This window comes from Pseudoxanthomonas sp. Soil82 (genome assembly GCF_040446535.1).
GTDB lineage: Bacteria > Pseudomonadota > Gammaproteobacteria > Xanthomonadales > Xanthomonadaceae > Pseudoxanthomonas > Pseudoxanthomonas kaohsiungensis.
Genome location: NZ_JBEAAK010000005.1, coordinates 51784 through 76112, shown reverse-complemented (window position 1 = coordinate 76112; position 24329 = coordinate 51784). Strand labels below are relative to the sequence as shown.

Below are 24329 nucleotides of genomic sequence, written 5' to 3'. Positions count from 1 at the left end.
TTGCTCGCTAGTGTAGTCGGCATCCCAGGACGCCGGAACGGCCTTGTCACGCTCCCCCATCGACGGTCTGCACGCCCTGTTGCAGGGCGCTTCCGCGGCGCGGCTGCCCGCCGCGCTGCGGGAGTCGCTGCTGCGTGCATGGGAGGCGCCGGGCACCGACCAAGTCCAGCGGGCCGGCTGGCCGGAAATCGCCGACACGCTGCAGACCCTGGTCCGGCTCGAAGCCGACGAGTCGGCGCTGATCGCCGCGCTGCTGTTCGACCTGCCGGGCCTGCGCGCGGCCACCGCCGCCGGGCTCGCCTCCGCCTATCCGGCGGTGCCCGGACTGCTCGATGGCCAGGATGCGGCCGACCAGGTCTGGGCGCTGCACGCCGGACGCGAGGCCGGCCGCAACGGCGAAGGCCTGCGCCGGCTGCTGCTGGCGATCATCCAGGACCTGCGCGTGGTGCCGGTGCTGCTGGCGCGGCAACTGGCGCGGATGCGCGCGGCCGGTCGCCAGCCCGAGGCCGCGCGGCGCGCGCTGGCCCAGCTCACCCGCGACATCCACGCGCCGCTGGCCAACCGCCTGGGCATCTGGCAGCTGAAGTGGGAGCTGGAGGACCTGGCGTTCCGCTTCCTCGAGCCGGACACCTACCGCCACCTGGCGCGGGAGCTGGACGAGACGCGCGCCGACCGCGAGCGCTACATCGAGGCGGTCAAGGTGCAACTGGGCAAGGCGCTGAAGGCGCAGGGGCTGGCGGCCGACATCAGCGGGCGGTCCAAGCACATCTACAGCATCTGGCGGAAGATGCAGAAGAAGCACCTGCCGCTGGACAAGCTCTACGACCTGCGCGCGGTGCGGTTGATGGTCGACGACGTCGCCGCCTGCTATGCCGCGCTGGGCGTGGTCCATGCACTGTGGGCGCCCGTTCCCGGCGAGTTCGACGACTACATCGCCAGGCCCAAGCCGAACGGCTACGCCTCGCTGCACACCGCCGTGGTCGGCCCGGAAGGACGCACGCTGGAAGTCCAGATCCGCACCCGCGAGATGCACGAGCAGGCCGAACTGGGCGTGGCCGCGCACTGGCGCTACAAGGAAACCGGCGGCAGCGCGGCGGGCAAGGGCGCCGGGCGCGCGTTCGAGCGCAAGATCGCCTGGATGCGGCAGTTGCTGGAGCAGGCCGCCGAGGGCCGCGACGAGGGCCTGGCCGGCGCGCTCGACACCGAGCTGGTGGAGGAGCGCGTCTACGTGCTGACCCCGAAGGGCGAAGTGGTCGACCTGCCGCTCGGCGCCACGCCGCTCGACTTCGCCTACCACGTGCACACCATGGTCGGGCACCGCTACCGCGGGGCCAAGGTCAACGGCCGCATCGTGCCGCTTGGCCATCGCCTGCGCAGCGGCGACCGGGTCGAGATCATGACCGGCAAGGAGCCCGATCCCAAGCGCGACTGGCTGCTGCCGGCCAACGGTTACCTGGCCAGCGGCCGCTCGCGCGACAAGGTCCGCGCCTGGTTCCACAAGCTCGACCGCTCGCGCAACGTGCAGGCCGGGCGCGAGATGCTCGAACGCGAGCTCAAGCGCCTGGGCCTGCACCCTGCCGACCTGGCGCCGGTGACGAAGAAGTTCCACGCCGAAACGGTCGACGACCTCTACATCCAGGTCGCGCTGGGCGACGTCGGTCCGCACCAGGTCGGGCGCGCGCTGCACGAGCTCGAGCGCGCCGCGGCACCGCAGCCGGCCACCGGGTCGCCGCGGCCGCCGCCGCGGCAGGCACGCAAGCGCAAGGCCGATGCCGGCTTCACCGTCCAGGGCGTCGGCAACCTGCTGGTCCAGCTGGCGCGCTGCTGCCAGCCCGTCCCCGGCGAGCCGATCGCCGGCTACCTGACCCGCGCCCGCGGCGTCACCGTGCACCGCGGCGACTGCGCCGCGTTCGCGCGGCTGGCCGCGGCCTCGCCGCAGCGCGTGCTGCCGGTGGAGTGGGGCGCGGCCGGCGGCGGCTACGAGGTGGACGTCGCGCTCAGCGGCGTGGACCGCAAGTGGCTGCTCAAGGACGTCACCACCCTGATCGCCCAGGAGGACGCGCACGTGGCCGACATCCGAAGCGACGTGCGCCCCGACGGTCGCGTGCAGCTGCGCATGCGCCTGCGGGTGTCGGACTACGGCCAGCTGTCGACCTTGCTGGGAAAGCTGGACGCGCTGCCGGGAGTGGAGCGCGCGCAACGGCTGGGGTAGTCGGCCATGGCCGGCGCCGTTTTTTGTAGGAGCCGATCCTTATCGGCGACCCGACGCCGCAGGCACAGGCAACTTCCCGGCGACCCCGAGCCCCGTGTCGCCGATAAAGATCGGCTCCTACACGACGGGGAGCGGTGTCGCAGTGGGTTCGCCCCCCTGGATGGCTGCCCGCGCGGCCAGGAGGCGCGATGCCGGCGTGCGATCGCGACGACAGGAGTGCCGCGTCAGCCACGCTGTTCAGTTTGCCGCCGGCAGGCCGCTGGCATAGGCTTTGCGCATGAACCCAGGCCATTCCGCCCAGGCAGTCGCCACCGTTTCGCCGTCCCCCGGCGACGCGGTGCCGGACTACGTCCTCGAGCTGGAGCGCGCCGCCGCCTACCTGCCGCGTGAACAGCTGCCGCTGCTGCGCGAGGCCTGGCGGGTCGGGGCGGCGGCCCACGCCGGGCAGACGCGCAAGTCGGGCGAGCCGTACATCACCCATCCGGTCGCCGTGGCCGGCGTGCTGGCCGAGCTGGGGCTGGACGTGGAGACGCTGATCGCCGCGATCCTCCACGACACCATCGAGGACACGCCGCTGCGCCGCGAGGAGATCGCCTCGCAGTTCGGCGAGGACGTGGCCGAGCTGGTGGATGGCGTCACCAAGCTCGACAAGCTCAAGTTCCGCGACCGCCAGGAGGCGGCGGCCGAGAGCTTCCGCAAGATGCTGCTGGCCATGTCGCGCGACCTGCGCGTGATCATGATCAAGCTGGCCGACCGGCTGCACAACATGCGCACGCTGGGCGCGCAGAGCACCGAGGCCCGGATCCGCATCGCGCGCGAGACGCTGGAGATATACGCGCCGATCGCGCAGCGGCTGGGCATGAGCCTGGTCAAGTCCGAACTGCAGAACCTGGGCTTCCGCGCGCTGCATCCCTGGCGCCATGCGATCATCGAGAAGCACATCCGCAGCCAGCCGGTGGTGCGCCGCGAGTCGATGGCCCAGGTCGAGGTGAAGCTGTCGCAGGGCCTGGCACGCGACGGCCTGGAGCACCGCCTGGTCAGCCGCATCAAGACCCCCTGGAGCATCTACAACAAGATGCAGGCCGAGGGTAAGAGCTTCGACCAGGTGATGGATGTGTTCGGCTTCCGGGTGGTGGTGCGCGGCGTGCCGGACTGCTACCGGTCGCTGGGCGTGGTCCACGCGCAGTTCAAGCCCCTGGACGGCCGCTTCCGCGATTTCATCGCCATTCCCAAGGCCAACGGCTACCAGTCGCTGCACACGGTGCTGTTCGGGCCGTACGGTTCGCCGATCGAGGTGCAGATCCGCACCGAGGAGATGGACCTGATCGCCGAGCGCGGCATCGCCGCGCACTGGACCTACAAGCACGGTGGCGACAGCCCCAACAGCGCGCAGAGCCGCGCGCACGCCTGGATCGTGGAACTGATCGACTCGCAGCGCGCGGCCGGTTCGTCGCTGGAGTTCCTGGAAAACGTCAAGGTCGACCTGTTCCCGGACGAGGTCTACCTGTTCACGCCCAAGGGCCGGATCCTGGCCCTGCCGCGCAACTCCACCGCGCTGGACTTCGCCTATGCGGTGCATACCGACGTCGGCAACCAGGCGGTGGCCGCGCGGGTGGACAAGAAGCTGGTGCCGCTGCGGACCAAGCTGTCGAGCGGGCAGACGGTGGAGGTCATCACCGCCAAGTCGGCCTCGCCCAAGCCGCAGTGGCTGGAGTTCGTGGTCACCAGCAAGGCCCGCACCGCCATCCGCCACCAGCTCAAGCAGCTCGAGCACGAGGACGCGGTGCAGCTGGGCCACCGCATGCTCGACCGCGCGCTGGAGGCGATGGGCAGTTCGCTGGAGCGGTTGCCGGCCAAGCGCCTGGAATCGTTCCTGGTCGAGCACCGGTTCCCGCGGCTGGAGGCGTTCCTGGCCGAGGTCGCGCTGGGCAACTGGATGCCCAGCCAGGCCGCGCAGGCGCTGATGGCGTACGCCGAACTGCGCGGCGGCGGGCACTCCAAGCATTCGCAGGAAAAGATCCTGATCAATGGCACCGAGGGCGGGGTGGTCAGCTTCGCCAACTGCTGCCAGCCGATCCCGGGCGACGAGATCATGGGCTACCACACCTCCGGCAAGGGCGTGGTCGTGCACCGGCTCGATTGCCCGAACCTCGCCGAGTTCCGCAAGTCGCCCGAGCGCTGGGTGCCGATCGACTGGGATCCGAACGTGACCGGCGACTACGACACCTCGCTGATCGTGGACGTCGAGAACCACACCGGCGTGCTGGCGCAGCTGGCGGCGGCGGTGGCGCAGAGCCAGTCCAACATCGAGCGGGTCGACTACCTCGACCGCGACGTCAATGCGGCGCAACTGCGCTTCGCCATCCAGGTGCGCGACCGCAACCACCTGGCCGAAGTGATCCGGCGCCTGCGCCGCCTGAACGTCGTCCAGGCCGTTCGCCGGCAGTAGAGCGGGGCTTGCCCCGCTGCTCCGCCCCGGATTCTGCGGACACCGAGCCGGGCAAGCCCGGCTCTACGACGCTGCCATGCTGGAAGCCGGGCCGGTCCACGGCGGCGTCGTTCCCGATGCGCCGGCCCGCCAGCCGGTAGAATCGCGGCATTCCCCCCATTCGTGGAGCCACGCATGTCGCAGATCGTCCAGACCGACAAGGCGCCCGCCGCCATCGGCCCGTATTCGCAAGCCGTGCGCAGCGGCAACACCGTGTACTTCTCCGGCCAGATCCCGCTGGTGCCGGCCACCGGCGAGGTGGTCGCCGGCGACATCACCGCGCAGGCGCGGCAGGTGTTCGACAACCTCAAGGCCGTGGCCGAGGCCGCCGGCGGTTCGCTGGACCGCATCGTCCGCCTGGGCCTGTACCTGACCGACCTGTCGCAGTTCGCCGCGGTCAATGCGGTGATGCAGGAATACTTCACCGCGCCGTTCCCGGCCCGGTCGACCATCGGCGTGTCGGCACTGCCCAAGGGCGTGGCGTTCGAGGCCGATGCGGTGATGGTGGTCGAGTGAGGCCTCGCGGCTGAGTCCGACGGGCATGGGCATGGGGGCGTCGCGGCCGTCCGCTCCGGTCCTGGCGGGCGGCGCCACGCCGGTCGCGGCGCTGCGTGGCGTCGGCGCCAGCGTCGAGCAGAAGCTGCGCGCCCGCGGCCTGGCGACGGTGCAGGACCTGTGGCTGCACCTGCCGTTGCGCTATGAAGACCGCACCCGGCTCACGCCTATCCGGCAGCTGCAGCCGGGTGTACCGGCGCAGGTGGACGGTACGGTCGAGGCGGTCGAGCGCGGCTTCCGATACCGGCCGTTGCTGCGCGTGGCGATCGGCGACGATTCGCACGCCACCGTGGTGCTGCGCTTTTTCCACTTCCGCGCCGCGCAGGTGGCCCAGTTCCGCCCGGGCGTGCGCCTGCGCTGCTTCGGCACGCCGCGGCCGGGCCAGCACGGACTGGAGATCGTCCATCCCAGTTACCGCGTGCTGGGCGAAACGGAAGAGGCGGTGCTGGGCGAGGCGCTCGATCCGGTCTATCCGGCGATCGAGGGCGTCGGCCCGGCGGTGCTGCGGCGATTGATCGGCCAGGCGCTGGACCTCCTGCCGGAGGCGGCCACGCTCGAACTCCTGCCGGCTTCGCTGCCGGGCCTGGCCCAGTTGCCGGGGCTGCGCGACTCGCTGCTGGTCCTGCATCGTCCGCCGGCGGATGCCGACCTGGCCGCGCTGGGCGCAGGCACCCATCCGGCGCAGCGCCGGCTGGCGCTGGAAGAACTGCTCGCCCACCACCTGAGCCTGCGCCGGCAACGGCTGGCCCAGCAGGCGCTGAGCGCACGTGCGCTCGATGGCCCGGGCGTGCTCGCGCGGCGCCTGCGCGAGCGCCTGCCGTTCGCATTGACCGGTGCGCAGCAGCGCGTGTTCGAGCAGGTTCGCGCCGACCTCGCCCGGCCCACGCCGATGCAGCGGCTGGTGCAGGGCGACGTCGGCTCCGGCAAGACGGTCGTCGCCGCGCTGGCGGCGACGATGGCGGTGGAACGCGGTTGCCAGGTCGCGCTGGCCGCGCCGACCGAATTGCTCGCCGAACAGCACCTGGCCAACCTGCGCGCCTGGCTGGAGCCGCTGGGAATCCAGGTGGCCTGGCTGGCAGGCAAGGTCACCGGCAGGGCGCGTGCGCAGGCGCTGGCGGACGTCGCCTCCGGCCAGGCGCAGGTGGTGGTCGGCACCCATGCCCTGATGCAGGAGGGCGTGGCCTTCCATGACCTGGCCCTGGTCATCGTCGACGAACAGCACCGTTTCGGCGTGCAGCAGCGGCTGGCGCTGCGCGACAAGGGGCCGGCGCATGGCCACGTGCCGCACCAGCTGGTGATGACCGCCACGCCGATCCCGCGCACCCTGGCGATGACCGCCTATGCGGACCTGGACGTGTCGGCGATCGACGAACTGCCGCCCGGTCGCACGCCGGTGCAGACCGTGGCGGTCAGCGCCGAGCGCCGGCCCGAGCTGGTCGAGCGCATCCGCGCGGCCTGTGCCGAGGGGCGCCAGGCCTACTGGGTGTGCACCCTGATCGAGGAGCCCGAGGACGAGGGCAAGCCCGGGCAGGGGATGAAGCTGCAGGCGCAGGCGGCCGAACGCACGTTCGCCCAGTTGTCCGAACAGCTTCCCGGCCTGCGCGTGGGCCTGGTCCACGGCCGGATGAAGGCCTCGCAGAAGCAGGCCACGATGCGCGCCTTCAAGGAAGGCGCGATCGACCTGCTGGTCGCCACCACGGTGATCGAGGTCGGCGTGGACGTGCCCAACGCCTCGCTGATGATCGTGGAGAACGCCGAGCGCCTGGGGCTGGCCCAGCTGCACCAGCTGCGTGGCCGGGTCGGGCGCGGCGCGGCGGCGTCCAGTTGCGTGCTGCTCTACCAGGCGCCGCTGTCGGCGCTGGCGCGGCAGCGGCTGGACGTGCTGCGGCAGACCAGCGACGGCTTCCTCATCGCCGAGAAGGACCTGGAGCTGCGCGGCCCGGGCGAACTGCTCGGTACCCGCCAGACCGGCCTGGCGGCGTTCCGCATCGCCGACCTGGCCCGCGATGCCGGCCTGCTGCCGCAGGTGCACGCGCTGGCCGACCACCTGCTCGCGCACGCACCGGATACCGCGGACCGCCTGGTCGCACGCTGGGTCGGCGGCGCTTCGCGCTACGCGGCCGCCTGACCGGCTCCACCGCCGCCGGACGCGCGGTTTGCCCTCGTCCGGTCGAATGGCGACACTGGCCGGCCGTCCTCCAGGGACCACCGGACCCACGCCGCATGAGCGAGAAGATCCCGCTGCTGATCGATACCGACCCCGGCGTCGACGACGCGCTGGCGCTGCTGATGGCCTTCCATTCCGACGCCCACGAAGTGGTCGGCCTGACCATCGCCGCCGGCAACGTCGGCCTGGAGCACACGGTGCGCAATGCGCTGAAGCTGCGCGAAGTGGCCGGCCGGCCCGACGTGCCGGTATTCCCCGGCTGTAGCGGGCCGCTGGTCCACGTGCCCCGCGAAGATGCCGCGCACGTGCACGGCCGCGACGGCTTCGGCGACATCGGCTATGCGGAGCCGGCCGGGACGGCGGCGGACGAACACGCCGCGCTGGCGATCCTGCGCCTGTCGCACGAACACGCCGGCCGGCTGCTGCTGGTCGCGCTGGGTCCATTGACCAACCTGGCGCTGGCGCTGCGCCTGGACCCGACCCTGCCGCAGCGCATCGCGCGCCTGGTGGTGATGGGCGGGGCGGTCACCGCGCACGGCAACATCACCCCGGTGGCCGAGTTCAACATCGGCTTCGACCCCGAGTCGGCGCACGTGGTCCTGTCGGAATTCCCGCGCTACGACCTGGCCGACTGGGAGGCGACGATCGCCCACGGCTTCCACCATCGGCGGGCCGAGGCCTGGCTGGCCGCCGATTCGCCGCGCGCGCGCTTCTACGAAGCCATCTCGAGGCAGACCCGGCTCTGGTCGGAGGACCGCCGCGGAGAGCTGTGGCACTCGGCCGACGCCCTGGCCATGGCCTGGGCGCTGGAGCCTGAAGGGGCGCTGGAGCAGGCCGAGCGGCCGGTGGCGGTGGAGACGGAAGGGCGCCTGGCCCGGGGGCTGACCGCGGTGGACTGGAACCGGCAGACCGGGGCTCCGGACAATGCCCGGATCCTGCTGCGCTACGACCAGGCCCGGTTCGAGTCCCGGGTCGAGGCCGCGCTGGCCGCCGCCTGACCCCGGCCTTGCGCCGCGAAGGTGGCCCGGCTAGAATGCCGGGCTCTGTTCCGTCAACTGCTTACGGTGTACGCCATGAAGGCCGGCATCCATCCCGATTACCGCGAAGTCGTCTTCCACGACGTCACCTCCGATTTCAAGTTCCTGACCCGCTCGACCATGGCCGGCGGCTCCAAGGAAACCGTGAAGTGGGAAGACGGCAACGAATACCCGCTGGTGAAGATCGAAATCTCCTCGGCGTCGCACCCGTTCTACACGGGCAAGCACAAGATCGTCGACACCAGCGGCCGCATCGACAAGTTCCAGCGTCGTTACGCGCGCTGATCCCGGTCCCACGCCCCCTGCGGGCGTGGCCGGACGATGTTGCCGGGACGGCCGCGCTTGCGCGGCCGTTCTGCTATGCGTGCCGCCCGAGGCCAACCGGCCCGCCACGCCGCGCGCGCATGCATGCGCGGCGCGGGGATCCGACGCGCGCGCCATACGACTTCCGTCCGGGGTACCCGGGCGTACGGGGTGTGCGATAATTCCGAGGCTTCGCGGCGCTGCGCCGCGGACCCCCTCCCGCGAACGCACCCGGCGCACCTGCGCCACGTGCCTCGCCTACCCCACAGAGGAGCGCACACCGTGTCCAATCTCGACCAGGTCACGTTGAATGCCGGCGACAAGTCGGTAGCCCTGCCGGTACTCAAGCCGACCCTGGGCAACGACTGCATCGACATTTCCAGGCTGACCAGGGAAACCGGTCTCTTCACCTACGACTCCGGTTTCACCGCCACGGCGAGCTGCAAGTCGGCCATCACCTACATCGACGGCGACAACGGCGTGCTGCTGTACCGCGGCTACCCGATCGAGCAGCTGGCCCAGCATTCCAGCTTCCTGGAAGTGGCCTACCTGCTGATGAACGGCGAGCTGCCCAGCCAGGCCGAGTTCGCCAAGTTCGAGCATGAAGTCACGCATCACACGATGATGCACGAGTCCCTGAAGAACTTCCTGCAGGGCTTCAACTACGACGCGCACCCGATGGCCATGCTGGCCGGCACGGTCGCCTCGCTGTCGGCGTTCTACCACGACACCCTGGACCTCAACGATCCGGAGCAGCGCCGCCAGGCCGCGATCCGCCTGATCGCCAAGGTGCCGACGCTGGCCGCCGCCGCCTACCGCTACTCGATCGGCTGGCCGTCGCGCTACCCGCGCAACAACCTCGACTACGTCAGCCGCTTCCTGCACATGATGTTCGAGGTGCCCAGCGAGCCGCTGGAGTTGAACCCGGTCGTGGCCAAGGCGCTGGACCTGCTGTTCATCCTGCACGCCGACCACGAGCAGAACGCCTCCACCTCCACCGTCCGCCTGGTCGGTTCGACCGGTGCGAACCCGTACGCGTGCATCGCGGCCGGCATCACCGCGCTGTGGGGCCCGGCGCACGGCGGCGCCAACGAGGCGGTGCTGAAGATGCTCGAGGAGATCGGCACTCCCGACAATGTCGAGAGCGCCATCGCCAAGGCCAAGGACAAGGAGTCCGGCTTCCGCCTGATGGGCTTCGGCCACCGCGTCTACAAGAACTTCGACCCGCGCGCCAAGATCATCCGCGAGATGACCCACAAGGTGCTCGGCGAGCTGGGCGTCAACGACCCGCTGCTGGAAGTGGCGATGAAGCTGGAAGAGGCCGCGCTGAAGGACGAGTACTTCATCCAGCGCAAGCTGTACCCGAACGTCGACTTCTACAGCGGCATCATCTACAAGGCGCTGAAGATCCCGACCGAGATGTTCACGGTCATGTTCGCCATCGGCCGCACCGCCGGCTGGGTGGCGCACTGGCTGGAGCAGCAGGTCGACCCGGAAGCCAAGATCGGCCGCCCACGCCAGATCTACACCGGCCACGACGTGCGCGACTACAAGGGCATGGGCCAGCGCTGACCGCGCCGCTGTCTCGCGTCGACAGAACGCCCCGCTTGCGCGGGGCGTTTTCTTTTGCCCGGCGGTTGCACTGCGTAGAGCGGGGCTCGCCCCGCTGTCCTTGTCCCGTGCGAAGCAGAGCCAGGCAGCAGCGGGGTGAGCCCCGCTCTACGAAGGCGCGCGAACGCCGGTCACGGCAGGCCGCCTTCGTAGCCGGCGATCTCGTCCTCGGCCAGCAGCTGCCGCAGTTGCGCCAGCGAGGCCCTGCGCATCGGCCGCTCATCCACCGACGACAGCGGCGCCTGCCGCAGGGCATGCAGGGGCAGGACGGTGATGTCGAAGGCCAGGTCCTCGGCGCCGAACACCCATACCGGCAGATCGGCACGGCGTTCGCGGTCCAGGCGCAGCTGGCGCTCGCGCGGTTCGGCGGGGATCCCATGCTCGTCCAGGAAGCGTGCCACGGCGTCGGCATCGTCGGTATAGGCATGGAGCAGTACCGGCGAGGTGGTGTCGGCGGTGCCGTCCAGCACCGGGCCGACCAGTCGTGGCTCGAACGGCGCCAGGAACTCCAGCGCGCGCGCCGCCGCCTCGCGCCGCTGGCGCAGCGCACGGGCCTGGCCCTGTCCGAGGAAGATGCGCTGGTACTCGCGCAGGGCGTCTTCGATCTCGCGGTTGCGCGGCAGCGATGCATCGTCGTGGATGCCCAGGCGCGCGGCGGCCTTCAGCTTGGCCTGGTGGAAGTCGCGGATGCCGCCTTCGGCCATGAGTCGGGCGGCTTCGTGGGCAAGGCGGTGCCGGCGTTCGCGGGTGCGGGTCTCGGCATGCTGGCGGGCACGGTGCATGTCGACACTCCAGGCGGGGCGTGGAGCGACTCTACCGCATCGGCGTGAGGGTTCAATCACCCACGCCGATGCGCATCCCGACGACCTCAAAAGATGTCGAACGCTTCCTCGTCGCTCTGCTCGGGTCCCAGGAAGTCGAGGTTGTTGCGCATGCGCTCGAGGTCTTCGACCTTCACGTACTCGGCCAGGCCGCCGCCTTCGGTCGACATGTGCCCGGCGTTGTCGACGTACACGCGGACCATGCCGGCCGGCGGCTCGTTGGCGGCGATCGGCTGGTCCTTGAGCGCCACCCGCATGTAGTCGATCCAGATCGGCAGGGCGGCCTTGCCGCCGTACTCGCGGTAGCCGAGGGACTGGAAGTCGTCGCGGCCGACCCACACGGTGGTCGCCAGCGGACCGCCGAAACCGGAGAACCACGCGTCGCGGTGGTCGTTGGTCGAGCCGGTCTTCCCGCCCACGTCCTCGCGCTCGAGCACCTTCGCCGCGGTGCCGGTGCCGCGCTGGACCACGTCGCGCATCATCGACACCAGCTGGTAGGCGGAGCGTTCGTCGATCGCGCGGGGGGCGACCTTCCCGGACGGCGGCGGGGCGGCGGGTTTCGCGTCGGCCACGACGGCCTCGCTGGAAGGGGCCTGCGCCGGCGGGGAGGCGGGCGCAGCCGCACCGAAGTTGAACCCGTCGACGACCTGCGGCTGGCTCGGCGCGGTGCCGTTGGCCGCGATCGCGCCGCAGCTGCGGCAGGCGACCGCCGGGTCCTCCTTGAACAGCAACTCGCCGTTGCGGTCCCGGACTTCGTCGATGAACCAGGGGGTCACGCGCGACCCGCCATTGGCGAACACGGCGTAGCCGCGGGCGATCGAGAGCGGGGTCAGCGAGGCGGTCCCCAGCGACATGGACAGGTTGGGCGGGAGCTCGGCCTCGTCGAAGCCGAACTGGGCGATGTAGGTGCGGGCGAAGTTGACCCCGATCGCGTCGAGCAGCCGCACCGAGACCAGGTTGCGTGACTGCACCAGCGCTTCGCGCAGGCGCATGGGGCCCTTGAAGCCGCCGCCGTCGTTCTGCGGCGACCAGGTGTTGCCCCGGCGGTCGCGGAAAACCACCGGAGCGTCGAGCACGATCGAGGCCGGGTTGAAGCCCTTCTCGAACGCGGCCGAATAGACGAACGGCTTGAAGCTGGAGCCCGGCTGGCGACGTGCCTGGGTGGCGCGGTTGAACTTGTTGCCGGCAAAGCTGTAGCCGCCAACCAGCGCACGCAGGGCGCCGTTGTTGGCGTCGAGCGAGACCAGCGCGGACTGGCCGCGCGGCACCTGGTCGAGCAGGAACTCGCCTTCCTTCTCGCCGCGGCGGACCCGGACCACGTCGCCGCGCTTGAGCAGCGCGGCCGGGTTCTTGCCCGTCCAGCGGGCGGAGGAGGCGGGCAGGGTGACGCTGCTGGCGTCCGCCAGCACCACCCGGGCGCTGCCGTCGGCGGCGGTGCCGGCGACGATCGCTGGCAGGAGTTCGGCCTGGGACGGGGTGCCGGCCAGGGCCTTGGCCAGGGTGGCATCGTCGGCATCGGCGGCCACTTCGGCCTGGCGCTCCACTCCGTGCCAGCCATGCCGATGGTCGTACAGGTGCAGGCCGTCGCGGACGGCCTTGTCGGCGGCCGCCTGCAGGTCCGGCAGGATGGTGGTGGTCACCTGGTAGCCGCGGGTGACCGCCTCCGGACCGTAGCGGGCGATCATTTCCTGGCGGACCATCTCGGCCACGTAAGGGGCCGAGACCTGCACCGGCGGCTCGTGCGGGGCGGCGTGCATCGGCACCGCCTTGGCCGCGGCCGCCTCGGCGGCGCTGACGAAGCCCAGCTCGGCCATGCGGTCGAGGATGTAGTCGCGGCGGATCCGGGCGCGCTCGGGATTGCTGATCGGGTTGCCGCTGGACGGGAACTTGGGGATGCCGGCCAGCGAGGCCATCTCGTCCAGCGACAGGTCCTCCAGCTTCTTGCCGTAGTAGTACTCGGCGGCCGCGGCCACGCCGTAGGACCGGTTGCCGAAGAAGCTCTTGTTGAGGTACAGGGCCAGGATCTCGTCCTTGCTCAGCGCGCGCTCCATCTTCCTGGCCAGCAGCATCTCGGCCAGCTTGCGCTGGTAGCTGTACTCCGGGCTGAGGAAGAACTGGCGCGCCACCTGCTGGGTGATGGTCGAGCCGCCCGGGACGCGCTTGCCGTCGGTGGTCGCCAGCAGCCACACCGCGCGGGCCACGCCCTTGTAGTCGACCCCGCCGTGCTCGTAGAAGCGCGCATCCTCGATGGCGATGAAGGCCTGGCGCAGGCGCTCGGGCACCTGCTCGATGGCGACCGGGTAACGGCGGTTCTCGCCGAAGACGGCCATGAGCCTGCCGTCGGCGGAGTAGACGTAGAGGGGCTCCTGCATCTCCACTTCGCGCAGGGACTCCACCTCGGGAAGCCGCGAGGAGAGCACCACGTAGAGGGTTCCCAGGCCGATGGCGGCCAGCAGGGCCAGGCCTGCGGAGGCGATCAGCGCCCAGCGCAGGAGGCGGCGGAGACGGGGCATCGAGAAGGGATCCGATTGCAGATTTCGCGGCCGCAGAGTATAGATTAGCCAGGGACAAGGGCAGGGGGTGTCCCGGGGAACAGCAAGGGGGCAGGGGCCAATACCACCCGTGACAGGCATCCCAGCCTGCGCAAGGGGGTGTTGCCAAGCCTGAAAAAACCGTTATCTAATGCGCGGGCACAGGTAGTTCAGCCAAGTGCCCGTCGGCAGGGGAGAAACCGTGGGGCTCATCCCGAAAAGTCAGTCGCCGCTCATAGGCGTCGACATCAGCTCGACTGCGGTCAAGCTGCTGCAGTTGTCGCGCAGTGGAAACCGCTACCGCGTGGAGCATTACGCGGTCGAGCCGTTGCCGCCCAATGCCGTGGTCGAGAAGAACATCGTCGAGGTCGAGGCGGTGGGCGAGGCCATCCGGCGCGCGGTCAACCGCTCCGGCACAAAGGTGAAGAACGCCGCTGCGGCAGTGGCGGGATCGGCGGTGATCACCAAGATCATCCCGATGCCGGCTGAGCTGGACGAGGGCGAACTGGAAGCCCAGGTCGAGCTGGAGGCGGTCAACTACATCCCCTACCCGATCGAGGAAGTGAACCTCGACTTCGAGGTGCTCGGGCCGATGCCCAGCAATCCGGAGATGGTCCAGGTGCTGCTGGCGGCCTCGCGTTCGGAGAACGTCGAGCTGCGCGAGTCGGCGCTGGAGCTGGGTGGCCTGACGGCGAAGGTGATGGACGTGGAGGCCTTCGCGGTCGAGAACGCCTTCGCCCTGATCGCCGACGAGCTGCCAGTGGGGCGCGATGGCGTGGTCGCACTCGTCGACATCGGCGCGACCATGACCACCCTGAATGTCCTCCGCGGTGGCCGCAGCCTCTACAGCCGGGAACAGGTGTTCGGCGGCAAGCAGCTCACCGACGAGGTCATGCGCCGCTACGGGCTGACCTACGAGGAAGCCGGCCAGGCCAAGCGCCAGGGCGGCCTGCCCGAGACCTACGAGGTCGAGGTGCTGGAGCCGTTCAAGGAAGCCACCGTCCAGCAGATCAGCCGCCTGCTGCAGTTCTTCTATGCCGGCAGCGAATTCAACCGGGTCGACCAGATCGTGCTGGCCGGCGGTTGCGCCTCGATCGCCGGACTGCCGGAGATGGTCGAGGAGCAGCTGGGCGTGCCGACCCAGGTCGCCAACCCGCTGGCGCAGATGACCCTCGGCCCGCGCGTGCAGGCGCACGCCCTGGCCCAGGACGCGCCGGCGCTGATGATCGCCACCGGCCTGGCCCTGAGGAGCTTCGACTGATGGCACGGATCAATCTTCTGCCGTGGCGCGCCGAGCGCCGCAAGCAGCGCCAGCGGGAGTTCCAGGGCATGCTCGGCCTGGCCGCGCTCGCCGGCGTCCTGCTTTCGTTCCTGGTTTGGTTCTACTTCAGCCAGCAAATCAGCGGCCAGCACACCCGCAACAACTACCTGCAGGACGAGATCGCCAAGGTCAAGCTGCAGAACGAGGAAATCAAGGAGCTCGATGCCAAGAAGGACCGCCTTCTCGCGCGCAAGAAGGTCATTGAGGAACTGCAGGCGAACCGCTCGCAGATGGTCCATCTGTTCGATTCGCTGGTGCGCACCATCCCGGATGGGGTGACGCTCAACAACATCAAGCAGGAAGGTGAGATCCTCACGCTGCAGGGCAGCGCGCAGTCCAACGCGCGGGTCAGTGCGTACATGCGCAATCTGGAGGTCTCGGGTTGGATGACCAAGCCTGACCTGTCGATCATCGAGGTCAAGAAGGACGACGCGAGCGCACCTGCCGCCACCAGCGCCAGCAGGACCCTGCCCTACACCTTCAGTCTGAAGGTGCAGCTGGCCAACCCGAACGCGGCCACCGCCGAAGGCGGGGTGCCGGCGGCGGACGAGGCTATGGTGGAAGGCGCCGTGTTGCCCGGCCCGGCGGCGCCCGAGGCTGGCGTCGCGCCCGTCGCTGAACCAGCCGCCACGCCGGCGACCGCACCTGCAACCGCGCCCGCGCCCGCTGCGCCGTCCGCGCCCGCCAACACAACACAGCCGCAACCGGCCGCGCAGACCGAGGGGAGGCCGGCGTCATGAGCCAGAAGAAGAAGGTCAAGATCAGCGACCTGGACTTCAACAACATCGGTGGATGGCCGCAGCAGGCGAAGATCGTCTTCTGCGTACTGCTGGCGCTGTTCATCCTCATCATGGCCTACCTGGTGTTGATCCGCGGCAAGGTCGAGGAGCTGCGCGGCCTGGAGAGCCAGGAAGCCACGCTGCGCCAGGAGTTCGAGGACGAGCAGGGCAAGGCCGCCAACCTGGAGCCGCTGCGCCAGCAACTGGCGCAGATGGAGCAGGTGCTGCAGCAGATGCTGCGCCAGCTGCCGAGCAAGACTGAAATGCCGGACCTGATCATCGACATCTCGCAGACCGCGCTGTCCAGCGGCCTGGCCAACGAGCTGTTCCAGCCAGGTCCGGAGACGCCCAAGGAGTTCTACGCCGAGAAGCCGATCGCGCTGCGGATGGTGGGCAACTACCACCAGTTTGGCGCCTTCGTCAGCGGCGTGGCCTCGCTGCCGCGCGTCGTGATCCTGACCATGCACGATATCCAGCTGCAGCCGAAGGATGGCAAGGCGATCACCCGTGGCGGTGCGCTGGAACTGTCCGGTACGGTGAAGACGTACCGTTACCTGGACGAACTTGAAATCGCAGAGCAGGAAAAGGCGGCCCAGCAGGCGGCGGGCGCCGATGGCAATAGTGGTGCGGATGCTACGACCGGAGGCGGCGCATGAGCATGGACCGTAACCGTGGAAAGCATACGCTTCGGTGGCTGGGTGCAGCGATGTTGGTGCTCGCCTTGGGGGCTTGCGGTCGTGGCGTAACCAGCACACCGGGCGAGGCGCCCAACCTCGAGAAGTGGATCGCCGAGGTGCGTGCACGCCCAGCACCGCCGCTCGATCCGCTGCCGGTGATGCAGCAGTTCGAGACTTTCGAGTACGCCGCACAGGACTTGCGCGATCCGTTCAGCGACGCCTGGGCCAATCCCGATGGCGGCTCGGGCCTGCGCCCGGATCCGAACCGGCGCAAGGAACCGCTTGAACAGTACCCGCTGGACAGCCTGGACATGGTGGGCACGATCGGTGCCGGCGGTGGGCTGGTCGCGCTGGTAATGGCGCCGGACCGGGTGACCCACCGGATCCGTCCGGGCGCCTACCTGGGGCAAAGCGACGGTCGCGTGACCTCGATCGCCGAGGACAAGATCGAACTGGTTGAACTGGTGCCCGATGGTGCGGGCGGCTGGCTGGAACGTCCGGCCTCCATCGCGCTCGAAGATCAATGATTAGGGGATAGCACGATGACCTTTTCCAATGCCCAGAGCCTGAGCAGCGCCCGGCGCCCGGCAATCATGCGGGCCTGCGGCCTGGGGCTCGCGCTTGCCCTGGCTGCACCCTGCCTGGCCGCCGCCGCCAATCCAGCGGCCCAGCCCGCCGCCGCGACCGCCAAGTCGAAGGTGGCCCAGATCGACTTCAAGCGCGGCGACGGCGGCGCGGGACGCCTGATACTGCGCTTCGACGGCGAGGGCGCCGCTCCGGACCTGCGCAACCAGGACGGCAGCGTCGTGGTCGACGTGGCCAACGCCACGCTGCCGGCCGACCTGCAGCGGCCGCTCAATGTGGTCGACTTCGCCACCCCGGTCCAGCGCATCGATGCCAAGTCCTACGGCGGCGGTACCCAGCTGGTGCTGAGCACGCGCGGCGAGTACGAGTCGCTGGCCTACCAGACCGGCAACGAATACGTGGTCGAGATCACGCCGCGTACCTCTACCGCGGCAGTGGGCGCGGTGAGCGGTCCGGGGGTGAGCAGCGCCCAGGCCAGGCTTGCCAAGCAAGGCTACTCGGGTCGCCCGGTGACGTTCAACTTCCAGGACGTGCCGGTGCGCACGGTCCTGCAGCTGATCGCCGAGGAATCCAACCTCAACATCGTCGCGTCCGACACGGTGACCGGCAACGTGACCCTGCGCCTGGTGAACGTGCCCTGGGACCAGGCCATGGATATCGTCCTGCGCGCCAAGGGCCTGGACAAGCGCCGCGACGGCAGCGTGATCTGGGTGGCGCCGCAGCCGGAGCTGGCCGCGTTCGAGAAGGCCAAGGAAGATGCGCGCATCGACCTCGAGAACCGCGTCGACCTGGTTACCGACTACATCCAGATCAACTACCACAACGCCGCGGCGATCTTCAAGGCGCTGACTGAGGCCAAGGGCATCGGCAACCAGAGCGGTGGTGGCGGCGGCGGCGGCAGCAACGATCAGGAAAACGGCTTCCTGTCGCCGCGCGGCCGCATCGTCGCCGACGAGCGCACCAATACGCTGATGATCAGCGACATCCCGAAGAAGGTCGCGCAGATGCGCGAGCTGATCAACGTGATCGACCGGCCGGTCGACCAGGTGTTGATCGAGAGCCGCATCGTCATCGCCACCGATTCGTTCGCCCGCGACCTGGGCGCCCGCTTCGGCGTGCAGGGCCGCGAGATCGGCAACAACACCCGCGTCATCAGTGGCTCGCTCGAGAACAACGTCAACATCATCCAGAACGGCGAGTACGAGATCCCCGGCGGCCTGAACTTCGACCTGCCGGCGACCACCGCCAGTGGCATGAACGTGGGCGCGCTGGCCTACACGCTGCTGGGTGCGAACTTCGCCATCGACATCGAGCTGTCCGCCCTGCAGCAGGAAGGTCGCGGCGAAGTGTTGTCGAACCCGCGCGTGGTGACCTCCAACCAGCGCGAGGCGGTCATCCGCCAGGGCCGCGAGGTCGGCTACGTCACCCTGACCGGCGGCGGCAGCCAGGCTTTCCCGACCCCGACGGTCGAGTTCAAGGACGTCGTGCTCGAGCTGAAGGTCACCCCGACCATCACCAACGACGACCGCGTGTTCATGGCCGTGCACGTGACCAAGGACGAGGTGCTGCGCTTCATCGACACCAGCATCGGCCAGGTCCCGGAAATCGCCACCCGCGAGATCAACACCGCGGTGCTGGTGGACGACGGCCAGACCGTGGTGATCGGCGGCGTCTACGAGTTCACCGACGCCAACAGCGTGGCCAAGGTGCCGTTCCTGGGCAACGTGCCGTTCCTGGGCGCGTTCTTCAAGAAGACCAGCCGCAGCAAGGACAAGGCCGAGCTGCTGATCTTCCTGACCCCGAAGGTCATGCGCGTCGAGAAGCGCGGTGGGATGCCGCAGGCTCAGATCCCGGAGTCGCGGCAGCCGCGCGGATAGGGAACGGGGCCTTCGGGCCCCGTTTCACATTCCGGGGTCCGGTTTTCGGAGCCCGGCGCCGGGAACCACAGGCGTGCCGGATCGGTCAGAATCGGGACATGGATACTCTCGACGCTGCTTCCAGTCCCGCCGCCGACTCCGGCCCGCATGCGGCCTTCCTCCGTCTGCGTGACCAGCTCTCGGCGGAAATTGTCGGCCAGTCCGCCCTGGTCGAGCGCCTGCTCGTCGCGTTGCTGGCCGACGGCCACCTGCTGGTCGAAGGCGCTCCCGGCCTGGCCAAGACGACCGCGATCCGCACGCTGGCCGCACACCTGGATGCGGAGTTCGCCCGCGTCCAGTTCACTCCCGACCTGCTGCCGGCCGACCTGACCGGCACCGAAGTCTGGCGGCCGCAGGAGGGACGCTTCGAGTTCCAGCCCGGCCCCGTCTTCCACCCGCTGCTGCTGGCCGACGAGATCAACCGCGCGCCGGCCAAGGTCCAGTCCGCGCTGCTGGAGGCGATGGGCGAGCGGCAGGTGACCGTGGGGCGCCACACCTACGCGCTGCCGCCGCTGTTCCTGGTGATGGCCACGCAGAACCCGATCGAACAGGAAGGCACGTTCCCGCTGCCCGAAGCGCAGCTGGACCGGTTCCTCATGCACGTGCGCATCGGCTATCCGGATGCGGGCATGGAGGCGGAGATCCTGCGGCTGGCGCGCGATCGCGCGCGGCAGACGCTGCAGGCCCCGCCGCCGCCGATCGAACGCATGCCGCAGGCGCAGGTGTTCGCCGCGCGCGAGCAGGTCCTCGACCTGCACGTGGCGCCTGCCCTGGAACGCTACCTGGTCGAACTGGTCCTCGCGTCCCGCGATGCTTCCCGCTACGACGCCGCGCTCGGCCGGCGCATCGCCTGGGGCGCAAGCCCGCGGGGCTCGATCGCGCTGGAACGTTGCGCGCGCGCAAGAGCCTGGCTGGCCGGACGCGACTACGTCACCCCGGACGACATCCGCGCCATGGCACCGGACGTGCTGCGCCATCGCGTGCTGCCCAGCTACGAGGCGCTGGCCGAGGGCTGGGATGGCGACCGCCTGGTGGCCGCGCTGCTGGAACGGGTGCCGCCGCCGTGAGCGGGCGCGGCCCGGCCTCCGCCGCGGCCGATGCCGTAACGCCAGGCATCGTGCCGACGCTGGCCGAACTGGTGGCGCTTCGCGCCCAGGTGCGGCGTGCGCCGCAACCAAGGCGGGGCCGCCATGGCGTGCACGGACCGGCGCCGTCGAGCCTGCGCGGCCGCGGCATGGAGTACGCCGAATCGCGCGAGTACACCATCGGTGACGACGTGCGCCGGATGGACTGGCGCCTGACCGCGCGCAGCGGCCGCGCCCACACCAAGCTGTTCCAGGCCGAGCGCGAGCGGCTGACCCTGCTGGTCGCCGATACCGATCCGGCGCTGTACTTCGGCACGCGCGTGCGCTTCAAGTCGGTGCAGGCCGCGCGCGCCGGCGCGGTCGCCGTGTGGTCGGCGCTGCAGTCCGGCGATCGCATCGCGGCCCTGCGCGGCGGCGAGCCGGCGATCCCGCCGGCGACCGGCATGCGCGGGGCCATGCGCGTGCTCGACGCGCTGGCGCGCTGGTATGCGTGCCCGCCCGGGGACCAGTCCGGCCTGGACATGGCGCTCGAACATGCGCAGCGCCTGCTGCGTCCCGGTGCCCAGGTCGTGGTGCTGGCCGACCCGGTGGCGGCTTCGCGCGTACCGCCGGTTCGCTGGACCGCGCTGGCGCGCCACCACCAGGCCACCCTGGTGCTGCTGCAGGATCCATTGGAAACGGCGCCGCCGCGGCGCGAACTGGCGTTCCGCGCCGGGGCGCGCCGGCTGCAGCTGGGGCTGGACAACGCCACCGTCCGCCTGCGCTGGAAGCAGGCGCTGGTCGCGCCGGCCGACGAACTCGTGCGCACGCTCCCGTCTCGCGGCTGGCAGGTGCGTTGCCTGTCCACCGACGCCGAAGCGGCGGATTGGCTGGCGCCCCGGGACGCATCGCTGCGGGACGAAGACCGCGTCGACGCAGCCCTGGTCGACTGAAGAAAAGCCCATGGACCCGAGCCGACTGCCCTTGCGCGACGTGCACCTGACCGCAGCCCCGTCCTGGTGGCCGCCGGCCCCGGGCTGGTGGCTGGTGGCGGCGGCGCTGGTCGCGGCCGCGCTGGCATGGATTGGGTGGCGGGCATGGCGGGCCGCGCGGCGTCGGCGCTGGGCGCGCTGGTTCGACGCTTCCAGCGCCGAGGGTGGCCTGCCCGAGCGGTTGGCCGCGATGTCGGGCCTGCTGCGGCGCGCGGCTCGCCGCCACCGGGCGGGCGCCGAGCGGCTGCAGGGGGAGGACTGGCTGCGATTCCTCGACGGAGCGGCCGGCGCTCGCTTCAGCCATGGCCCGGGACGCCTGCTCCTCGAAGGCGGGTTCCGCCGCCGGCTCGATGACGGCGAGTTCGCCGCCGTTTCGGCCCTGGCCCGCGCCCGCTTCCTCGAGCTGATGGAGGGCCGGCGATGAGCGGAGCATGGGTTGCCGCCTGGCAGGAAGGGTTCGCGGGCTTCGCCTGGCCCTGGGCGTGGGCGCTGCTGCCCCTGCCGCTGCTGGTGCGCCTGCTCCTGCCCGCGCGCCTCAGCACCGCGCCTGCGTTGCGCGTGCCCTGGTCCGGACGGCTGGACGGCGTCGTCGCGGGCGTTTCCGCGCGGCACGCCCGCATCGGCTGGGTGCTGCCGCTGCTGGCCTGGGTGCTGCTTTGTGCCGCCGCTGCCCGCCCGCAGCAGCTCGGGCAGGCGCAGTCGCCACCGCGCGAAGCGCGCCAGATGATGCTGGCGGTGGACCTGTCCGGCAGCATGAGCGAGACCGACATGGAGCTCGGCGGCCAGGTGGTGGACCGGCTCACCGCGGCCAAGGCGGTGATCGCGGATTTCCTCGACCGCCGGGCCGGCGACCGCGTCGGCCTGCTGGTATTCGGCCAGCGGGCCTACATGCTGACGCCGTTGACCCTGGATCGCGATTCGGTGCGGCTGCAGCTGCGCGACAGCGTGGCCGGACTGGCCGGACGCGAGACCGCCCTGGGCGATGCCATCGGCCTGGCGGTCAAGCGGCTGCGCGAGCAGCCCGAAGGCCAGCGCGTGCTGATCCTGCTGACCGACGGGGTCAATACCGCAGGCGTGCTCGACCCGGTCAAGGCGGCCGAGCTGGCGCAAGCCGAGGGCGTGCGCGTGCATACGATCGCGTTCGGCGGCGGGGGCGCGGCGCTCTCGCTGTTCGGGGTGCCGCTGCCGATCCAGGGCGGCGAGGAGGTCGACGAGGAGACCTTGCGCCGCGTCGCCGCGATGACCGGCGGCCGCTTCTTCCGGGCCCGCGATACCGCGCAGCTGGCGGGCATCTATTCCGAGCTCGACCGGCTCGAGGCGGTGGCGGTGGCGGCTGCACCGGTGCGGCCGCGGATCGAACGCTATCCGTGGCCCCTGGCCGGCGCACTCGTGCTCGCCGTGCTGGCGTTCGCCGCTTCGCGGCTCACGGCCGGAAGGCAGGTCGCATGAACATCGCATCGCCTTCCTGGTTGCAGACGCCGGAGCTTCATTTCCACCGGCCGCTCTGGCTGCTGGCGTTGCTGGCGCTGCCGCTGCTGTGGTGGCTGTGGCGTCGGCGCCGGCAACAGGGCTGGCGCGATGCGGTCGACCCGCATCTGCTGCCGCACCTGCTCGAACCGGGTCGCGGCAGCGCGTGGCTGCGGCTGGCCGGCGTTTCCATGGCCTGGGCATTGGCGATCGTCGCCCTGGCCGGTCCCGGTTGGCGCCAGGAGGAACAGCCGCACTGGGAATCACGCGCCCCGCTGGTGATCGCGCTCGACCTGTCGTCGGCGATCCTGGCGACCGACATGGCACCCACGCGCCTGGCCCAGGCGCGGGCCAAGGTCGAGGCGCTGCTGCGCGAACGCCAGGGCGGCGAAGTCGGCCTGGTCGCCTGGGCCGAGGACGCCTACACGGTCGCGCCCCTCACCGCCGACGGCGCCAACATCGCCCTGTTCCTGGACGCGCTTGCGCCGGAGGTGATGCCGGTCGACGGGCATCGTACCGACCGGGCGATCACCCACGCCGCCACGCTGCTCAACCAGGCCGGTTTCGACCACGGCGACATCCTGCTGGTGACCGGCGAGGCGGAGCCGTCCGCCACCCGGATCGCCGCGGCGGTTGCGGCGCAGGGTTACCGGATCTCGGTGCTGGGTCTCGGCGGTGCGCGCGGTGGCGAGTATGTCGACCGTGGAGGCGTCACCCGCCAGGCCCGGCGCGACGACGCTTCGCTGCGCGCGCTGGCCGATGCCGGTGACGGCCGTTACGCCGCGCTCGCCATCGACGATGCGGACCTGCGCACGCTCGCGGTCCTGGATCCCGCGGCGGCCGGCACCAACGTACGGGGCAGCGGGCAGCGGGCATGGCTGGACCAGGGCTACTGGCTCGTGCTGCCGCTGCTGGCGCTGGCGGCGCTGGCGTTCCGGCGCGGTGCCGGCGTGCTGGCCGCAGTCCCGCTGGCCGTGCTTGCCACGAGCCTGGCGCTCGCGCTGCCGGTACCTGCGCAGGCGCAGGAGCAGGCGCAGGCGAGCGACGCCGATGGGGGTGGCTGGTGGCGGCGCGCCGACCAGCAGGCACAACAGCGGATCGAGCAGGGCGTGGATGCCTACCGCCAGGGCGACTTCGCCGCCGCCGAACAAGCCTTCGCCGCCGCGGGTGCGCGGGGCGCCGACGCGCAGTACAACCTGGGCAACGCACTGGCGCGACAGGGCAGGTACGACGACGCCATCGCCGCCTACGATCGCGCGCTGGCACAGGCGCCGGGCATGGAGGACGCCATCGCCAATCGCCAGGTAGTCGAGGCCGCGCGCAGGCAGCAGCCGCCCGGCGGCGGGCAGGGCCAGCGCGGACAGCAGGGGCCGAAGCAGTCCGGCAAGGACCAGGCGCAGGATCCGGCGCAGCCGCAGTCCGGCGGCGAGTCCCCTGCGGGCGAGAACCCGGATCAGGCGCGTGGGCAGGATGAGCGGCCCGGACAGCCGGAAGGCGCGGAAGGACAGCCGCCCCCCAAGGCGGATGACGCGCAGGCGCATGAGCGCCAGGCGCAGGCCGATCGCGAGCAGCGCGAGCGCATGCAGCAGGCGCTGCAGCAGGGACAGGGCGAGGAGCCGGTGCAGAAGCAGCCCGAACACGAGGACGCGCAGGCGCGCGAGCAGCGCCAGGCGCGCGAAGCGTGGCTGAGGCGCGTGCCGGACGACCCGGGTGGCCTGCTGCGTGCCAAGTTCCGGCTCGAATACGAGCGCCGCCAGCGGGAAGGACAGTGAGCATGCGATCCCCGGCGGCATCCGCCCGTTT

19 protein-coding genes are annotated in these 24329 nt (G+C 70.6%); 17 read left to right on the top strand and 2 right to left on the bottom strand.

Going from position 1 to position 24329, the window contains the following annotated elements:
- Positions 1 to 43 precede the first annotated feature (43 nt).
- The 7 genes from ABKA19_RS14150 (at position 44) to ABKA19_RS14120 (ending at position 10334) form a co-directional block, all read left to right on the top strand.
- A complete protein-coding gene (locus ABKA19_RS14150) occupies positions 44 to 2212 on the top strand; it encodes a RelA/SpoT family protein (protein ID WP_353689447.1) in 2169 nt (722 codons plus the stop codon).
- Between the two features lie 277 nt (positions 2213 to 2489).
- Complete coding sequence (locus tag ABKA19_RS14145) at positions 2490 to 4661, top strand: RelA/SpoT family protein (RefSeq protein ID WP_353689446.1); 2172 nt, start codon at positions 2490 to 2492, stop codon at positions 4659 to 4661.
- 174 nt (positions 4662 to 4835) lie between these two features.
- Positions 4836 to 5216 (top strand): RidA family protein, encoded by a 381-nt coding sequence (locus ABKA19_RS14140; protein ID WP_353689445.1) that lies wholly within the window; start codon positions 4836 to 4838, stop codon positions 5214 to 5216.
- 31 nt (positions 5217 to 5247) lie between these two features.
- On the top strand, positions 5248 to 7383 hold the full coding sequence (gene recG / locus ABKA19_RS14135; protein ID WP_353689676.1) for an ATP-dependent DNA helicase RecG: 2136 nt from the start codon (positions 5248 to 5250) through the stop codon (positions 7381 to 7383).
- Positions 7384 to 7478: 95 nt separating this feature from the next.
- Entirely contained in the window at positions 7479 to 8420 is a 942-nt protein-coding gene (locus tag ABKA19_RS14130; RefSeq protein WP_353689444.1) for a nucleoside hydrolase, read from the top strand.
- A gap of 75 nt (positions 8421 to 8495) precedes the next feature.
- Positions 8496 to 8744, top strand: a complete 249-nt coding sequence (locus ABKA19_RS14125) for a type B 50S ribosomal protein L31 (protein WP_162376445.1) — start codon at positions 8496 to 8498, stop codon at positions 8742 to 8744.
- Positions 8745 to 9044: 300 nt separating this feature from the next.
- Positions 9045 to 10334, top strand: a complete 1290-nt coding sequence (locus ABKA19_RS14120; protein ID WP_353689443.1) for a citrate synthase — start codon at positions 9045 to 9047, stop codon at positions 10332 to 10334.
- Between the two features lie 170 nt (positions 10335 to 10504).
- On the opposite strand, the gene ABKA19_RS14115 is transcribed toward ABKA19_RS14120, so the two are convergent.
- Together ABKA19_RS14115 and ABKA19_RS14110 are read right to left on the bottom strand one after the other, a co-directional pair.
- Positions 10505 to 11155, bottom strand: coding sequence for a hypothetical protein (locus ABKA19_RS14115; RefSeq protein WP_353689442.1), 651 nt, complete (start codon positions 11153 to 11155; stop codon positions 10505 to 10507).
- An 86-nt stretch (positions 11156 to 11241) separates the two neighbouring features.
- A complete protein-coding gene (locus ABKA19_RS14110; RefSeq protein WP_353689441.1) occupies positions 11242 to 13707 on the bottom strand; it encodes a penicillin-binding protein 1A in 2466 nt (821 codons plus the stop codon).
- Between the two features lie 220 nt (positions 13708 to 13927).
- Between ABKA19_RS14110 and ABKA19_RS14105 the strand changes: the two genes are divergently transcribed.
- The 10 genes from ABKA19_RS14105 (at position 13928) to ABKA19_RS14060 (ending at position 24298) form a co-directional block, all read left to right on the top strand.
- Positions 13928 to 14986, top strand: coding sequence for a pilus assembly protein PilM (locus ABKA19_RS14105; RefSeq protein WP_162376449.1), 1059 nt, complete (start codon positions 13928 to 13930; stop codon positions 14984 to 14986).
- Positions 14986 to 15786, top strand: coding sequence for a PilN domain-containing protein (locus ABKA19_RS14100; RefSeq protein ID WP_353689440.1), 801 nt, complete (start codon positions 14986 to 14988; stop codon positions 15784 to 15786). Before ABKA19_RS14105 ends, ABKA19_RS14100 begins: the two co-directional genes overlap by 1 nt.
- Complete coding sequence (locus ABKA19_RS14095) at positions 15783 to 16481, top strand: type IV pilus inner membrane component PilO (RefSeq protein ID WP_353689439.1); 699 nt, start codon at positions 15783 to 15785, stop codon at positions 16479 to 16481. The genes ABKA19_RS14100 and ABKA19_RS14095 overlap by 4 nt, the downstream gene beginning before the upstream one ends.
- A 50-nt stretch (positions 16482 to 16531) precedes the next feature.
- Positions 16532 to 17029: a pilus assembly protein PilP gene (locus ABKA19_RS14090; protein WP_353689675.1), complete on the top strand. Its 498-nt coding sequence runs from the start codon at positions 16532 to 16534 to the stop codon at positions 17027 to 17029.
- Positions 17030 to 17044: 15 nt separating this feature from the next.
- Positions 17045 to 18964 carry a type IV pilus secretin PilQ gene (locus ABKA19_RS14085; RefSeq protein WP_353689438.1) on the top strand — a complete coding sequence of 640 codons (1920 nt, stop codon included), beginning with the start codon at positions 17045 to 17047 and terminating at the stop codon, positions 18962 to 18964.
- A gap of 98 nt (positions 18965 to 19062) precedes the next feature.
- Entirely contained in the window at positions 19063 to 20070 is a 1008-nt protein-coding gene (locus tag ABKA19_RS14080) for an AAA family ATPase (RefSeq protein WP_353689437.1), read from the top strand.
- Entirely contained in the window at positions 20067 to 21020 is a 954-nt protein-coding gene (locus ABKA19_RS14075; RefSeq protein WP_353689436.1) for a DUF58 domain-containing protein, read from the top strand. The genes ABKA19_RS14080 and ABKA19_RS14075 overlap by 4 nt, the downstream gene beginning before the upstream one ends.
- A 10-nt stretch (positions 21021 to 21030) precedes the next feature.
- Positions 21031 to 21483, top strand: coding sequence for a DUF4381 family protein (locus ABKA19_RS14070; RefSeq protein WP_353689435.1), 453 nt, complete (start codon positions 21031 to 21033; stop codon positions 21481 to 21483).
- The gene (locus ABKA19_RS14065) at positions 21480 to 22508 is read left to right on the top strand and encodes a vWA domain-containing protein (protein ID WP_353689434.1); all 1029 of its coding nucleotides are present in this window, start codon (positions 21480 to 21482) and stop codon (positions 22506 to 22508) included. Before ABKA19_RS14070 ends, ABKA19_RS14065 begins: the two co-directional genes overlap by 4 nt.
- Positions 22505 to 24298, top strand: coding sequence for a VWA domain-containing protein (locus ABKA19_RS14060; protein ID WP_353689433.1), 1794 nt, complete (start codon positions 22505 to 22507; stop codon positions 24296 to 24298). The genes ABKA19_RS14065 and ABKA19_RS14060 overlap by 4 nt, the downstream gene beginning before the upstream one ends.
- The last annotated feature ends 31 nt before the right edge of the window (positions 24299 to 24329 follow it).